Origin of the sequence: Paracoccus sp. DMF (assembly GCF_004407025.1) — a bacterium.
GTDB classification, from domain to species: Bacteria; Pseudomonadota; Alphaproteobacteria; order Rhodobacterales; family Rhodobacteraceae; genus Paracoccus; species Paracoccus aminovorans_B.
In genome coordinates this window covers 1-12,872 of the sequence record NZ_SOKV02000035.1, presented here as the reverse complement: position 1 = coordinate 12,872, position 12,872 = coordinate 1, and the positions used below count along the sequence as shown (strand labels likewise).

Genomic DNA, 12,872 nt, shown 5'->3' with positions numbered 1-12,872 from the left:
CCGCGGTTGGACGCAGCGAAAAGCCGCGGAAAACGGCCTGTCAGAGGAAAGCGGTCTCGTTGAACGACCTCAACTTGCGCGAGTGGATGCGTTCCAGCGGAGTCGCGCGCAGTTTCTCCATCGCCCGGATGCCGATCAGCAGGTGGTTCGCGACCTGGGTGCGATAGAAATCCGTGGCCATGCCGGGCAGCTTCAGCTCACCATGCAGCGGCTTGTCCGAGACGCAGAGCAGCGTGCCATAGGGCACCCGGAAGCGGAAGCCGTTCGCGGCGATGGTGGCGCTTTCCATGTCGAGCGCCACGGCGCGCGACTGCGACAGCCGCTGGACCGGGCCCGACTGGTCGCGCAGTTCCCAGTTGCGGTTGTCGATCGTCGCCACCGTGCCGGTGCGCATGATCGCCTTGAGGTCGTAGCCGTCCAGCTGCGTGACCTCGGCCACCGCCTCTTGCAGCGCCACCTGCACCTCGGCCAGCGCCGGGATCGGCACCCAGACCGGCAGGTCGTCGTCGAGGACATGATCCTCGCGCAAGTAGGCATGGGCCAGGACGAAATCGCCCAGCGACTGCGAATTGCGCAGCCCGGCGCAATGGCCGACCATCAGCCAGGCATGCGGGCGCAGCACGGCGATATGGTCGGTCGCGGTTTTCGCATTCGAGGGGCCGACGCCGATGTTCACCAGGGTGATGCCGTCGCCGTCCGGGCGTTTCAGGTGATAGGCCGGCATCTGCGGCATCTTGGCGCCGGTGGCAATGATGTCCTCGGGCCGCTCCAGCACCTGGTTCCCGGGCGCGATGAAGGCGGTATAGCCCGACTCGGGGTCGGACAGCGCGCGGCGGGCGAAACCCTCGAACTCATCGACATAGAACTGGTAGTTGGTGAACATCACGAAATTCTGGAAATGCTCGGGCAGGGTCGCGGTGTAATGCGACAGCCGCGCCAGCGAATAATCCACCCGCTGCGCGGTAAAGGGCGCCAAGGGCTGGCTGCCGTCCGGGTTCAGCCCCGCGGTGCCGTTGACGATGTCGTCGTTCATCGTGTTCAGGTCCGGCACGTCGAAGACGTCGCGCAGGGAATAGTTCAGAACGCCCTCTTGCGGGACATTCAGGTCGCTTTGCGTCGCCACGGCGAAATGCACCGGCATCGGCGTGCCGCTGTCGGCGACCGAGACCGGGACGCCGTGGTTCTTCATCAGCAGCCCGATCTGCTCGGTCAGGTAGCCGCGGAACAGGTCGGGCCGGGTGATCGAGGTGGCATAGACCCCGGGCAGCGCGACATGGCCGAAGGACAGCCGCGAATCCGTCTTGGAATGCACCGGCACCCGCAGCCGCAGCTCGGGGTAGAAGGCGCGATAGCGCGCCTGCGGCCGGGCGCCCTGCAAGGTGGCGACGAAGCGTTCCAGCAGGAAATGCGAGGCGCGTTCGTAAAGTTCGATCAGCCGCGCTACGGCGGCGGCGGGGTCGTCGAAGGACTGCCGCTCGGCGGGTTCGGGCGTTTCCAAGGGAAGGGTCCGGCGGTCGGTCGTCATGCGCGCTCTCCAATTTGGCGCCAGAGTGCCAGCGCGCCCCGCCACTGGCAAGCGGCAGGCCCAGTGCCTATCTGGGGAGGCAAAGGAGTGATCCGCATGGAATTTTCCGTTCTCGATCTTGCCGTCGTCGCCGAAGGCGCGGACGCGCGGCAAGCCATCGCCAATTCGGTTTTGCTGGCCCAGGCCGCCGAAGGCTGGGGCTATCACCGCTTCTGGCTGGCCGAGCATCACAACATGCCCGGCATCGCCAGCGCCGCGACCGCGGTGCTGATCGGCCATGTCGCCGGCCATACGCAGACGATCCGCGTCGGCGCCGGCGGCGTCATGCTGCCCAATCACGCACCGCTGGCGATTGCCGAACAGTTCGGCACCCTGGCGACGATCCACGGCGACCGCATCGACCTGGGCCTGGGCCGCGCGCCCGGCGGCGACGGCGCGGTCATGCATGCGCTGCGCCGCGCCATGCAGCGCAACGACGATTTCCCGAACGACGTGGTCGAGCTGATGCGCTATCTGGGCCCGCCCCGCCCCGGCGCCCCGGTCGCGGCCCATCCCGGCGAGGGCACCAATGTGCCGGTCTGGATCCTGGGCTCGTCGCTTTACGGCGCCAGCCTTGCCGCCGTGCTGGGCCTGCCCTATGCCTTTGCCAGCCATTTCGCGCCCGGCGACCTGGAGCAGGCGGTCGGGCTTTACCGCGAGCGGTTCGAGGCGACCGAGTTCGGCACCCGCCCGCGCTTCATGCTGGCGGTGAACGTCATCGCCGCCGACACCGACGCCGAGGCGCAGCGGCTGCGCACCAGCCAGATGATCTCCTTTGCCCGGCTGCGCACCGGCATGCCGGGGCTGCTGCCGCCGCCAGTCGACGATATTCACAGCGCGGTGCCGGCCGCGGTGCTGCCGACGGTCGAGCACGCGCTGTCGGTCAGCGCCGTCGGCGCGCCCCAGACGGTCGCCACGCAGCTGGACGCGCTGATCGCGACATACCGCCCGGACGAGCTGATCCTGGTCGGCAATATCTACGACCAGGCGGCGCGGCACCGCTCCTTCGCCATCGCGGCCGAGATCCTGCGGGGCCGGGCGTGAGGGCGCTGGTTTTCGGCCACGGCTATTCCGCCGGCTTTCTGACGCCGCTGCTCGTGGCCGAGGGCTGGCAGGTCACAGGCACCACGCGCGGCAACGCGGCGCGGGTGGCGGCGGCGGGGGCCGAGCCGCTGCTTTGGCCCGGCGACGATGCGGCCGTGCGGCAACAGATCGCCTCGGCCGATGCGATCCTGGTCTCGGTCGGGCCGGAGGGTGGCGCGGACCCGGTGCTGGCGGCGTTCGGCGCCGAGATCGGGCGCGCGCAGCCGCGCTGGCTGGGCTATCTCTCGACCACCGGGGTCTATGGTGACCGGGACGGTGGCTGGGTCGACGAGGACAGCCCCTGCGCCCCCACGACCCGGCGCGGGCGCGAGCGGGTCGCGGCCGAGCAGGGCTGGCAGCGGCTGGCGGCCGAGCACGGGTTGCCGCTGCACATCTTTCGCCTGGCCGGGATCTATGGCCCGGGGCGCGGGCCCTTCGCCAAGCTGCGCGCCGGCACCGCGCGGCGCATCGTCAAGCCCGGGCAGATCTTTTCCCGCATCCATGCCGAGGACATCGCCCGGGTGCTGCTGGCCTCGATCAAGGCGCCCTGCCCCGGCGCGGTCTACAATGTCTGCGACGACGATCCCGCCCCGCCCGAGGCGGTGATCGGCCATGCCGCGGACCTGCTGGGCCTGCCCCTGCCCCCGGCCGAGGATTTCGCCACGGCCGAGATGACGCCGATGGCGCGCAGCTTCTATGCCGAAAGCAAGCGCGTGGCGAACGACCGCATCAAGCGCGAGCTGGGCGTCGCGCTGCGCTATCCCGATTATCGCGCCGGGCTGGCGGCGCTGGCCCGGGCCGAGGGGCTGATCTAGGGCGCGATCGAGCAGCAGCCGGTCAGCATGCGCGACGGCTGCTCCTGCCCGTCCAGGATCACCGTGACCGCCAGCGCATAGCCGCGGTCCGACATGCCGTCCGAACATTGCCGGGGCTGCATCACCGCGGTCAGCCGGCCCTTGTCGTCGCCGGCGATCATGCCGCGCATCGGCTCGCCCTCGATGCCGCGATCCATGACCTTGCGCAGCGACAGCGGGCGCTCGGGCTGGTCGGGCTCGCTGAACACCAAGCCCTTCTCGACGGTCTTGAAGGACCAGAACGGCTCGGTGCCGCTGCATTGCAGGGTCAGCGGCAGGGCGTTCGGCTTCCAGGCCGAGGGCTGCGGCTTCAGGAAGCGCAGCGCCACCCAGCCGGTGCTCTCGCCGACATTGACCCGGCCCCATTTGCCCGAGCCGTCGCGGTCCAGAAGCTCGACCCCCTTGGCGGTCGAGGGCAGCGTGCCGACGATCTTGGCCTTGCCGTCCGGCGCCTCGCGCACGTTCAGCGTGTCCCAGGTTTCCACCACGGTGACGTCGAAGAGATTCGGCAGATAGTCCGCGGCCAGGGCCGCCGCCGGAGCCGCCAGCGCCAGGCCGGCCAGAAGGGTCGTCAACAGGTTCATGGGGGCACCGTGTCGGAGTCAGGTCACATCGAAAAAGTTAGCATCTATCGAGCGCAGGACATAGGTCTTGTCGATGCGCACGCCGACGCCGTGGTCGATCATCAGCCGCGCCAGCCGGGCGCCGTCGATCAGCACCACCCGCTGCTGGACGCGGCGGACGTAGTCCCGCGCGTCCTTGCTAAAGGACGAGGTGGTGACGAAAACGCCCTTGGTGGCGCTTTCCCCGGTCATCGAGCCGATGAAGGCCTGAAGCGCCGGGCGGCCGATGGTATTGTCGGGCGCGTAACGCTTGGCCTGGATATAGACGGCGTCGAGACCGAGCTTGTCCTCGTTCACCACGCCGTCGATGCCGCCGTCGCCGGATCTGCCGATGGCCTGCCCCATCTCGGCCCGGCCGTCGCCATAACCCATGGCGAGCAGCAATTCGACGATCAGACGCTCGAAGCGGGCGGGGGTGAGAGTGCGGACTTGTTCCAGCAGGTCTTCGGCCAAGGCGGCATCGAGTTGCTGATAAGCAAATTCGATCAGTTCGGTGGGAGTCTGCGCCTCATCGGGGTTAGGTTCGGAGCGGGTCTCTGGCGGTGCGGCAGGACCAGAAGCCGTCGTAGAGCGCGATTTCCGGGCTTCCCGCCACGCGATATAAGGCGGCAAGCTCTGGACATATTTCCTGTCGAACAACCGGCCCGAGGCCAGCAGTTCGAGACCCGCCGGGGTAACCACGTTATAGCCAGGCTGAATTTTTTCGGTGAGGCCGGCCTGTTGCATCCATAGCAGCGCCCAGTCGGCCCGGTCATGGATTTTCGAGCGCCCGCCGCTGGGAATCAATTCTGACATGGCGTCATCGCTCAGCCCGAAATGCTTTCTCAGTCCCGGAAGGCAGTCGCGAGCGTTCCGGGCGCCTTCAGCCATCAGGCGCAGGCAGATGGGCATCACCTCACTGCTGGATGGAATTTCGCTCACGCCCGCTTTTCCCCGATGCGCGCCACGCCCAGCACCTCCAGCACCTTCGCCTCGATGTCCGGCGCCGACATGCGGGCGCAGCGATACATGGCCTCGGGGCTGGCGTGGTCGATGAAGGTGTCGGGCAGCACCATCTGGCGGAAGCGCAGCCCGCCGTCGAACACGCCCTCGTCGGACAGCAGCTGCGCCACCAGCGAGCCGAAGCCGCCGACGGCGCCCTCTTCGATGGTGATCAGCGCCTCATGCGTGCGGGCCAGGCGCAGGATCGTCTCGCGGTCCAAGGGCTTGGCGAAGCGCGCATCGACCACCGTCGGCGTGACGCCGCGCGCGGCCAGGGCCTCGCGGGCGCGCATCACCTCGGCCAGCCGGGTGCCGAAGGACAGGATCGCGACGCGCTTGCCCTCGCAGATGACGCGGGCCTTGCCGATCTCCAGCGGAATGCCGCGCTCGGGCATCTCGACGCCTATGCCCTCGCCGCGCGGATAGCGGAAGGCGATGGGGCCGTCGTCATGCGCGGCGGCCGTCGCGACCATATGGACCAGCTCGGCCTCGTCGGCGGCGGCCATCACCACGAAGCCGGGGAGATTCGCCAGGAAGGCAATGTCATAGGCGCCGGCATGGGTCGCGCCATCGGCGCCGACCAGCCCGGCGCGGTCGATGGCAAAGCGCACCGGCAGCCGCTGGATCGCCACGTCATGCACCACCTGGTCGTAACCGCGCTGCAAAAAGGTCGAGTAGAGCGCACAGAAGGGCTTCATCCCGCCCGCCGCCAGCCCGGCCGAAAAGGTCACGGCATGTTGTTCCGCGATGCCCACGTCGAAGCAGCGGCGCGGGAAACGCTCGGCGAACAGGTTCAACCCGGTGCCGTCTGGCATCGCCGCCGTCACCGCGACGATCTTGTCGTCGCGGCTGGCCTGGTCGACCAGGGCGCGGGCAAAGACCGAGGTATAGCTCGGCGCGTTCGATTTCGCCTTGGCCTGCGTGCCGGTCGCCACGTCGAATTTGGCGGTGGCATGGCCCTTGTCGGCGGCACGCTCGGCCGGGGCATAGCCCTTGCCCTTCCGGGTCACGGCATGGATCAGCACCGGACCGTCGGCGCGGGCCTTGACCGTGCGCAACAGCGGCAGAAGCTGGTCGAGGTCATGGCCATCGACCGGGCCGATATAGGAAAAGCCCAACTCCTCGAACAGCGTGCCGCCCACGGTCATGCCCTTCAGCATCTCCTTGGCGCGCTTGGCGCCTTCCTGCATCGGGCCGGGCAGCAGGCTGACGGCGCCCTTGGCGGCGGCCTTGAGATCCTGGAACGGGCCGCGGGTATAGAGCCGCGTCAGATAGGTCGAAAGCGCCCCGGTTGGGGGCGCAATGGACATCTCGTTGTCGTTCAGGATCACGAACAGCCGCTTGCCCAGATGGCCGGCGTTGTTCAGCGCCTCGAAGGCCATGCCGGCGCTCATGGCGCCGTCGCCGATCACCGCCACGGCGTCGCCGGGATCGCCGCCCAGTTCCCGCGCCATGGCAAAGCCCACGGCCGCGCTGATCGAGGTCGAACTGTGGCCGGCCCCGAACGGGTCATAGGCGCTTTCGCTGCGCTTGGTGAAGCCGGACAGCCCGCCCTCGGTGCGCAGGGTGCGGATGCGGTCGCGGCGCCCGGTCAGGATCTTGTGCGGATAGCACTGGTGGCCGACGTCCCAGATGATCTTGTCGCGCGGCGCGTCGAAGACGGCATGCAGCGCCACGGTCAGCTCGACCACGCCCAGGCCCGCGCCCAGGTGGCCGCCGGTGACCGAGACCGCGCTGATCGTCTCGGCGCGCAATTCCTCGGCCAGCTGCCGCAATTCGCGGTCGGTGAGCGCCTTCAGGTCCGAAGGCAGGGCCACCCGATCCAGCACGGGCGTTTTCGGGCGATGGTCGTCTTCGGTCATGGCTTGCCCCTTTCCGGGCGGGCTTCAGGCGTCGCGTTCGATAACGAAACGCGCGAGCTGTCGCAAGTTTCCGGCGAGTTCGCCATAGGGGTCCAGCGCCGCCTCGGCATGGCGCGCCAGCTTGCGGGCCTTGTCGCGCGCGCCCTCGAGCCCCAAGAGCGACACGAAGGTCGCCTTGTTGGCGGCGGAATCCTTGCCGGTGCGCTTGCCGGTCTCTTCCTCGTTGCCGGTCACGTCCAGGATGTCGTCCTGGATCTGGAAGGCCAGGCCCAGGTTCCTGGCATAGTCGGCCAGGGGCGCCGCATCCTCGCCCGCCATCACCGCCCCGGCGGTGGCCGAGAACTGGATCAGCGCGCCGGTCTTGGCGCCCTGCAACCGCTTGATCGCGACGATGTCCAGGGGCTCCAGCGCGGTCTCGGCGGCGATGTCCAGGGCCTGGCCCCAGACCATGCCGCGCGCGCCGATGGCCTCGGACAGGCCGCGCACCAGCGCCAGGCGCACCTCGGCCGAGCTGATCGCCGGATCGGTCAACAACCCGAAGGCCAGCGATTGCAGCGCGTCGCCGGCCAGGATCGCCGTCGCCTCGGACCATTGCACATGCACGGTCGGCAAGCCGCGGCGCAGGTCGTCGTCATCCATCGCCGGCAGGTCGTCATGGACCAGGCTATAGGCATGCAGCGCCTCGACCGCCGCCGCCACGGGCAGCGATTCCTTGTCGCGCAAGCCGAACATCCGGGCCGATTCCATCACCAGCAGCGCCCGGATGCGCTTGCCGCCGATACAGGCATAGCGCATCGCGTCGGCCAGGTCGCCCGAAGGCAGGCCGGCCATGGCCTCTTGCAGCGCGGCCTGGACCTGCGCCTTCACATCCTCAAGGCGGTCCTGCATCACAGCCCCTCGACCGGCACGGTCCCGGTGGGCTGGCCGCCGGCGGCCAGGGTGATCTTCTCGACCCGCTCCTCGGCAGCGCGCAGCACCTTGTCGCAATGCGCGCGCAGCTTGGCGCCGCGTTCGTAAAGCGCGATGGATTCCTCCAGCGTGGCCTCGCCATGCTCCAGCCGGCCGACCGTGGCCTCAAGCTCCTTCATCGCCTCTTCAAAGGACATCATCTCGATCTCGGTCACGCGGCGGTCTCCCTCAGCACTGCGACATGGGCGCGCGCCGAGCGGCCCAAAGCGCCGAGATCATAGCCGCCTTCCAGCGCAGACACCACCGGGGCCGAACAGGCGGCGGCGGTATCGCAGATCATCCTGGTAATGGCGGTGAAATCGCTTTCGTCCCACATCAGCCCGGCCAGCGGATCCTCGGCATGGGCATCGAAGCCGGCCGAGAGCAGAATCAGCTGCGGCCGCCAGGCCTCGACCCGGCCGCAAAGCCCGCGCCAGATCGCGCGCGCCGCATCGCCGCCGCTGCCGGCAGCCAGCGGCACGTTCACCACCTGGCCATGCGCCCCGGTCTCCGAGGCTGCCCCGGTGCCGGGGTAAAGCGGCGACTGGTGGGTCGAGACGAACAGCGCCCGCGCCTCGTCCCACAGCACGTCCTGGGTGCCATTGCCGTGATGCACGTCGAAATCCAGCACCGCCACGCGGTCCAGTCCGTGATGCTCCAGCGCCCGCTTCGCCCCGATCGCGACCGAGGACAGGATGCAAAAGCCCATCGGCTTCATGCGCTCGGCATGATGGCCGGGCGGGCGCATGGCGACAAAGGCATTGGGCGCCTGTCCTGCCAGCACGGCATCGACGGCGGCGCAGACCCCGCCCGCGGCATGGCGCGCCGCCAGCAGGCTGCCCGGCGCCAGATAGGTGTCCGAATCCAGCATCGCCCAGCCCTCGGCCGGCTGCTTGCGGCGCAGCATGGCCAAGTATTCGGGCGGATGCGCGCGCAGCAGGTCGGCCGCGTCGGCCTCCGGTGCCATGCGCCGCTCCAGCGCCAGCCCCTCCAGGGCCGCCAGCACCGCATCCAGCCGCGCCACCTGCTCGGGGTGGCTCGGCGGCGTCACATGCGCCTGTGCCGAGGCATGGGTGTAAAGCAAGGTCATCGGCCCAAGGATTATGTGCCGCCCCGCGCCCCGGCAAGCAAATGTTCCGCGAGCTGCCGAAATCGACGCCCCGGGCGGAACCGCCGCCGCCAAGTCGCATTCTCTTTTGTGCCAAATATCCTCGGGGGTCCGGGGGCAGACAGCCCCCGGCGCGACGGCGAAGGATCAGGCCGTCAGCCGCTGCCCGTCATGCCCGGCCATGCGCAATTCGACCAGCGTGCCCTCGGGCATGTCGCGGTCGAAAGCCACCTCGGTGAAATGCTCGGTCCGCCCCAGGCGCGGACCCTCGGTCAGCACCATGCGCCGCTGCCCGACCTCCGAGCCCAGATGCCGCAGCAGCGCCGCGTCGCCCTCGGCCCGCAGCCGGGCGGCCCGCTCCTTGATCGCCGGTCCCGGCACGCGCGGCATCCGCGCCGCCGGCGTGCCCTTCCTCGCCGAATAGGGGAACACATGCAGGAAGGTCAGCCCGCAATCGCCGACCAGCTTCAGGCTGTTTTCGAACATCGCCTCAGTCTCGGTCGGGAAGCCGGCGATGATGTCGGCGCCGAAGACGATTCCCGGCCGCAGCTTGCGGGCCTCCTCGCAGAAGCGGATGGCGTCGTCGCGCAGGTGCCGGCGCTTCATCCGCTTCAGGATCATGTCGTCGCCGGCCTGCAGGGACAGGTGCAGATGCGGCATCAGCCGCGGCTCGCTGGCGATGGCCAGCATCAGGTTCTCATCCGCCTCGATCGAGTCGATGCTGGAGATCCGCAGCCGCGGCAGGTCCGGCACCAGCCGCAGGATGCGCATCACCAGATCGCCCAGCCGCGGCGTCCCCGGCAGGTCGGCGCCCCAAGAGGTCAGGTCGACACCGGTCAGCACCACCTCGTTGAAGCCGCGATCCCGCAGCCGCTTGATCTGGTCCACGACCACGCCCGCCGGCACGGAACGCGAATTGCCGCGGCCATAGGGGATGATGCAGAAGGTGCAGCGATGGTCGCAGCCGTTCTGCACCTGCACATAGGCGCGGTGCCGGCCGAAGCCGTCGATCAGGTGGCCGGCGGTTTCCTTCACCGACATGATGTCGTCGACCTGCACCTTCTCGGTCGCGCCGATCAAGTCGGGGGCCTGCATGCGCTGCCAGGTCTCGGGCAGCATCTTTTCGTGGTTGCCGATGACCCGGCTGACCTCGGCCATGGCGGCAAAGGTCTCGGGCTCGGTCTGGGCGGCGCAGCCGGTGACGATGACCGGGGCGCCGGGGTTCTCGCGCGCCAGCCGGCGGATCTCCTGCCGGGCCTTGCGCACCGCCTCGGTCGTCACCGCGCAGGTGTTCACGATCACCGCGCCGGAAAGCCCGGCGCTTTCCGCCATCTCGCGCATCGCCTCGGTCTCATAGGCGTTCAGCCGGCAGCCGAGGGTGGCGAACACGGGCGCCTTCAGGTCCTTCATCCGCGCCAGACCCCGTCGAAGACATGCGCGGTCGGGCCGGTCATCCAGACCCCGTCCTCGCGCCAGTCGATTTCCAGCTGCCCGCCGGGGACGTTCACCCTGACCCGGCGCCCGGTCAGCCCGCGCCGCGCCGCCGCCACCACCGCCGCGCAGGAACACGAACCCGAGGCCAGCGTGATGCCGGTGCCGCGTTCCCAGATGCGCAGGATGATCTCGCTGTCCGAGACGACCTGCACCAACTCGACATTGGCGCGCTGCGGATAGAGCGGGTGATGCTCATGCGCCGGGCCGAAGCGTTCCAGCTCGACCGCCGCGGCGTCGGGCACGAAGAAGGTCATATGCGGATTGCCCATGCCGGTCGCCACCGGATCGCCCTCGACGGGCAGGTGCAGCGTATCGACATGCTCGGCCAGCGGGATCCGCACCCAGTCTAGTACCGGCGCGCCCATGTTCACCCGGATCAGGCGATTGCCTGCATCCTCGGCCGCAAGCACGGCATGGTCGGTCGCGAGCCGCAGCGCCGAGGCGCCCGATTCGTCCATCAGGAAACGCGCCACGCAGCGCGTGGCATTGCCGCAGGCCGCCGAGCGCGAGCCGTCCGCATTGAAGAACACCAGCCGCGCATCGGCATTCTCGCCGGGCAGGACGACGGCTAACTGGTCGAATCCGACGCCGCGATGGCGATCGGCCATGGCGGCGACAACACCGGCCTCGGGCAGGAGGCCCGAGCCGCGCGCGTCGAGAACGACGAAATCATTGCCGAGCCCATGCATCTTCATGAAAGGCAGGCCGGGGTTTTGCTGGTGTTCCATGAAAGCCCTTTAAGCCCGCCGCGAAGTTTTTGCCAGAGGCGGCGTTTTTTCCGCTTGACCCCACCCGCCGCCGACCGTAGTTAGCCCCCCGTGCGATGGGCCCGTAGCTCAGTTGGTAGAGCAACTGACTTTTAATCAGTGGGTCACAGGTTCGAATCCTGTCGGGCTCACCACTGAACTTCCTCACATGACAAGCGGTTACGAGAAATTGCCTGCGAGGCGGTTTCGGCGCTAACAATGTGCCAGCGGGCAGCCAGCGGACATTTTCACGGTGATGCCCTGGCTCGAATCTACCGCCAGCGCGCCGCGCGCCAACCGGCGGCGATAGCCTCGGCCTCGTCGCAAAATCAGCGCTCTCCCTTGCTCTCATCGATCCGGGTCTTGGCATAGGCCGGCGACCATGGCGTGCGATGGATCCGCTCGCCTTTATTTGAAATGTTGCCCTTGATCGGACAGCCCTCGGACGCCTCTGCGACAGCTCGCGCCCAGCGGCCGGCGCGATACTCCCAGGCGGGTTGAGGTTCGCTCTGCCAGACGCCCCGGCCGGCGGCACTGGCCATGTGCTCGGCATCGGCATAGTCGTCGGAATAGCGCAGGTAGGCCCAGGCTAGGCCTCGACCGACTATCTCGCCGCCCAAATCCATACCCCCGGCATGGCAGCGCGCCACGATCCGCCGGTAGGCATCGATATCGAGCGGCACGCATTCCACGACCTGATCCTTGACCAGATCGGTCATGGCCTCGGCATTTGGATCGGGGGTTCCACGTCGAACTGACAAACTGACAGAACTGACAAAACCTTCCCGGCTCGCCTTAAGAGCGCATGCCGCCTTGCTACACTCCCGGAATCCTCTCGCCCAAGCGAAAGCCCCGCATGATGCGGGAGATCTCGGACGCACGGGCGTTGACGAAGGCCCGCTTTTGCAAATCGGTTGCTGGCCCCCAGTTAGAGCCGACCGTAACGCTCATGCTGTTCGCCTCTGCCGGGAAGTCGGGGCGGATCAGCGCCAGCAGCGCCTCTGCATGATGCCGGATGCGCTCTTCACGGCTCATTTCAGCAGCGGCTGCTGCTATCGGGACGGCACCCACCGCCAACGCCACGGGTGCCAGTTTCATCAGATCACGACGTTTCACTGTCAGTTCTCCTTGTCGAAGGGTTGTTCCGCCGCCAGTCGCGCAGGGCGAGTTCCAGCGGCAGCAGAGGGATGGCCAGCACCGCGCCTTGCGCCTGAGCCTCGGCCACGGTGATGAAGCCTCGGATCAGTGCGGCCGCGCGATGATGCCGGTCATGGACAGCGGCGGCGCTCATGCCTCACCGTCCAGTCGCGCGAGGCGGCGATGCGAGGCCCGGATGGCGTCACGCTGGAAGCGCACCGCTTCGCGGACAGAGCGCAGATCGCCCGCGCCCGTCTCGACCTCATCAAGGGCCAGCCGCAGCCGCTCTGCGATGAAGGCGCGCTCCGCCGCCGGCAGGACGGATCCTGCACGGCCGTTCAGACATGCGGGCTCAGTCGCCCTTTTCAGGTCGTTGTCGATCATCATCATTAGCTCCATCCGGCAGTCTGACAGCCAGCCACTTAGGCGGGGTGACCTGCCCCCCCCCGAATTTCCCTCGCCGTGATGTAGA

At 68.4% G+C, this 12,872-nt stretch carries 15 protein-coding genes and 1 tRNA gene; 3 read left to right on the top strand and 13 right to left on the bottom strand.

Translation table 11 applies throughout. The annotated features are described in order from the left end of the window. Positions 1 to 40: 40 nt before the first annotated feature. Positions 41 to 1,525, bottom strand: coding sequence for an AMP nucleosidase (locus E3D03_RS15555; RefSeq protein WP_062561304.1), 1,485 nt, complete (start codon positions 1,523 to 1,525; stop codon positions 41 to 43). A gap of 96 nt (positions 1,526 to 1,621) precedes the next feature. On the opposite strand from E3D03_RS15555, the gene E3D03_RS15550 reads away from it, so the two are divergent. Both E3D03_RS15550 and E3D03_RS15545 read left to right on the top strand, forming a co-directional pair. Then, entirely contained in the window at positions 1,622 to 2,608 is a 987-nt protein-coding gene (locus E3D03_RS15550; RefSeq protein WP_263567693.1) for an LLM class flavin-dependent oxidoreductase, read from the top strand. Then, positions 2,605 to 3,462: an SDR family oxidoreductase gene (locus E3D03_RS15545; RefSeq protein ID WP_263567692.1), complete on the top strand. Its 858-nt coding sequence runs from the start codon at positions 2,605 to 2,607 to the stop codon at positions 3,460 to 3,462. Before E3D03_RS15550 ends, E3D03_RS15545 begins: the two co-directional genes overlap by 4 nt. On the opposite strand, the gene E3D03_RS15540 is transcribed toward E3D03_RS15545, so the two are convergent. The 8 genes from E3D03_RS15540 to dapF form a co-directional block, all read right to left on the bottom strand. Next, entirely contained in the window at positions 3,459 to 4,085 is a 627-nt protein-coding gene (locus E3D03_RS15540) for a COG3650 family protein (protein ID WP_263567691.1), read from the bottom strand. The genes E3D03_RS15545 and E3D03_RS15540 overlap by 4 nt on opposite strands. 18 nt (positions 4,086 to 4,103) lie before the next feature. Then, on the bottom strand, positions 4,104 to 5,015 hold the full coding sequence (locus E3D03_RS15535) for a restriction endonuclease (protein ID WP_263567690.1): 912 nt from the start codon (positions 5,013 to 5,015) through the stop codon (positions 4,104 to 4,106). 26 nt (positions 5,016 to 5,041) lie between these two features. Continuing rightward, on the bottom strand, positions 5,042 to 6,967 hold the full coding sequence (gene dxs / locus E3D03_RS15530) for a 1-deoxy-D-xylulose-5-phosphate synthase (RefSeq protein ID WP_263567689.1): 1,926 nt from the start codon (positions 6,965 to 6,967) through the stop codon (positions 5,042 to 5,044). Positions 6,968 to 6,991: 24 nt separating this feature from the next. After that, positions 6,992 to 7,855 (bottom strand): polyprenyl synthetase family protein, encoded by an 864-nt coding sequence (locus E3D03_RS15525; protein WP_062561310.1) that lies wholly within the window; start codon positions 7,853 to 7,855, stop codon positions 6,992 to 6,994. After that, positions 7,855 to 8,091: an exodeoxyribonuclease VII small subunit gene (locus tag E3D03_RS15520; RefSeq protein ID WP_017998656.1), complete on the bottom strand. Its 237-nt coding sequence runs from the start codon at positions 8,089 to 8,091 to the stop codon at positions 7,855 to 7,857. The genes E3D03_RS15525 and E3D03_RS15520 overlap by 1 nt, the downstream gene beginning before the upstream one ends. After that, positions 8,088 to 9,005 carry a histone deacetylase family protein gene (locus tag E3D03_RS15515; protein ID WP_062561311.1) on the bottom strand — a complete coding sequence of 306 codons (918 nt, stop codon included), beginning with the start codon at positions 9,003 to 9,005 and terminating at the stop codon, positions 8,088 to 8,090. The genes E3D03_RS15520 and E3D03_RS15515 overlap by 4 nt, the downstream gene beginning before the upstream one ends. 165 nt (positions 9,006 to 9,170) lie before the next feature. Next, positions 9,171 to 10,424 (bottom strand): tRNA (N(6)-L-threonylcarbamoyladenosine(37)-C(2))-methylthiotransferase MtaB, encoded by a 1,254-nt coding sequence (mtaB, locus tag E3D03_RS15510; RefSeq protein WP_263567712.1) that lies wholly within the window; start codon positions 10,422 to 10,424, stop codon positions 9,171 to 9,173. 5 nt (positions 10,425 to 10,429) lie between these two features. Continuing rightward, positions 10,430 to 11,245 carry a diaminopimelate epimerase gene (gene dapF, locus E3D03_RS15505; RefSeq protein ID WP_263567688.1) on the bottom strand — a complete coding sequence of 272 codons (816 nt, stop codon included), beginning with the start codon at positions 11,243 to 11,245 and terminating at the stop codon, positions 10,430 to 10,432. A 97-nt stretch (positions 11,246 to 11,342) separates the two neighbouring features. On the opposite strand from dapF, the gene E3D03_RS15500 reads away from it, so the two are divergent. After that, positions 11,343 to 11,418: transfer RNA gene (locus E3D03_RS15500), tRNA-Lys, on the top strand. A 174-nt stretch (positions 11,419 to 11,592) separates the two neighbouring features. Here the strand turns inward: E3D03_RS15500 and E3D03_RS15495 are convergent. From E3D03_RS15495 to E3D03_RS15480, 4 genes are all read right to left on the bottom strand, one after another. Next, entirely contained in the window at positions 11,593 to 11,982 is a 390-nt protein-coding gene (locus E3D03_RS15495) for a thermonuclease family protein (RefSeq protein WP_263567687.1), read from the bottom strand. A 97-nt stretch (positions 11,983 to 12,079) separates the two neighbouring features. Then, entirely contained in the window at positions 12,080 to 12,379 is a 300-nt protein-coding gene (locus tag E3D03_RS15490) for a hypothetical protein (protein ID WP_263567686.1), read from the bottom strand. After that, complete coding sequence (locus E3D03_RS15485) at positions 12,366 to 12,554, bottom strand: hypothetical protein (RefSeq protein WP_263567685.1); 189 nt, start codon at positions 12,552 to 12,554, stop codon at positions 12,366 to 12,368. Before E3D03_RS15485 ends, E3D03_RS15490 begins: the two co-directional genes overlap by 14 nt. Then, positions 12,551 to 12,787, bottom strand: coding sequence for a hypothetical protein (locus E3D03_RS15480; RefSeq protein ID WP_263567684.1), 237 nt, complete (start codon positions 12,785 to 12,787; stop codon positions 12,551 to 12,553). The genes E3D03_RS15485 and E3D03_RS15480 overlap by 4 nt, the downstream gene beginning before the upstream one ends. Positions 12,788 to 12,872 lie beyond the last annotated feature (85 nt).

What these genes read in the sequence shown, in the direction of transcription:
- E3D03_RS15550 (WP_263567693.1), top strand. Translation starts at nt 1,622, where the DNA reads ATGGAATTTTCCGTTCTCGATCTTGCCGTCGTCGCCGAAGGCGCGGAC.
- E3D03_RS15525 (WP_062561310.1), bottom strand. Translation starts at nt 7,855, where the DNA reads ATGCAGGACCGCCTTGAGGATGTGAAGGCGCAGGTCCAGGCCGCGCTG.
- E3D03_RS15555 (WP_062561304.1), bottom strand. Translation starts at nt 1,525, where the DNA reads ATGACGACCGACCGCCGGACCCTTCCCTTGGAAACGCCCGAACCCGCC.
- E3D03_RS15495 (WP_263567687.1), bottom strand. Translation starts at nt 11,982, where the DNA reads ATGACCGATCTGGTCAAGGATCAGGTCGTGGAATGCGTGCCGCTCGAT.
- E3D03_RS15485 (WP_263567685.1), bottom strand. Translation starts at nt 12,554, where the DNA reads ATGAGCGCCGCCGCTGTCCATGACCGGCATCATCGCGCGGCCGCACTG.
- E3D03_RS15480 (WP_263567684.1), bottom strand. Translation starts at nt 12,787, where the DNA reads ATGATGATCGACAACGACCTGAAAAGGGCGACTGAGCCCGCATGTCTG.
- dapF (WP_263567688.1), bottom strand. Translation starts at nt 11,245, where the DNA reads ATGGAACACCAGCAAAACCCCGGCCTGCCTTTCATGAAGATGCATGGG.
- dxs (WP_263567689.1), bottom strand. Translation starts at nt 6,967, where the DNA reads ATGACCGAAGACGACCATCGCCCGAAAACGCCCGTGCTGGATCGGGTG.
- E3D03_RS15515 (WP_062561311.1), bottom strand. Translation starts at nt 9,005, where the DNA reads ATGACCTTGCTTTACACCCATGCCTCGGCACAGGCGCATGTGACGCCG.
- E3D03_RS15540 (WP_263567691.1), bottom strand. Translation starts at nt 4,085, where the DNA reads ATGAACCTGTTGACGACCCTTCTGGCCGGCCTGGCGCTGGCGGCTCCG.
- E3D03_RS15535 (WP_263567690.1), bottom strand. Translation starts at nt 5,015, where the DNA reads ATGCCCATCTGCCTGCGCCTGATGGCTGAAGGCGCCCGGAACGCTCGC.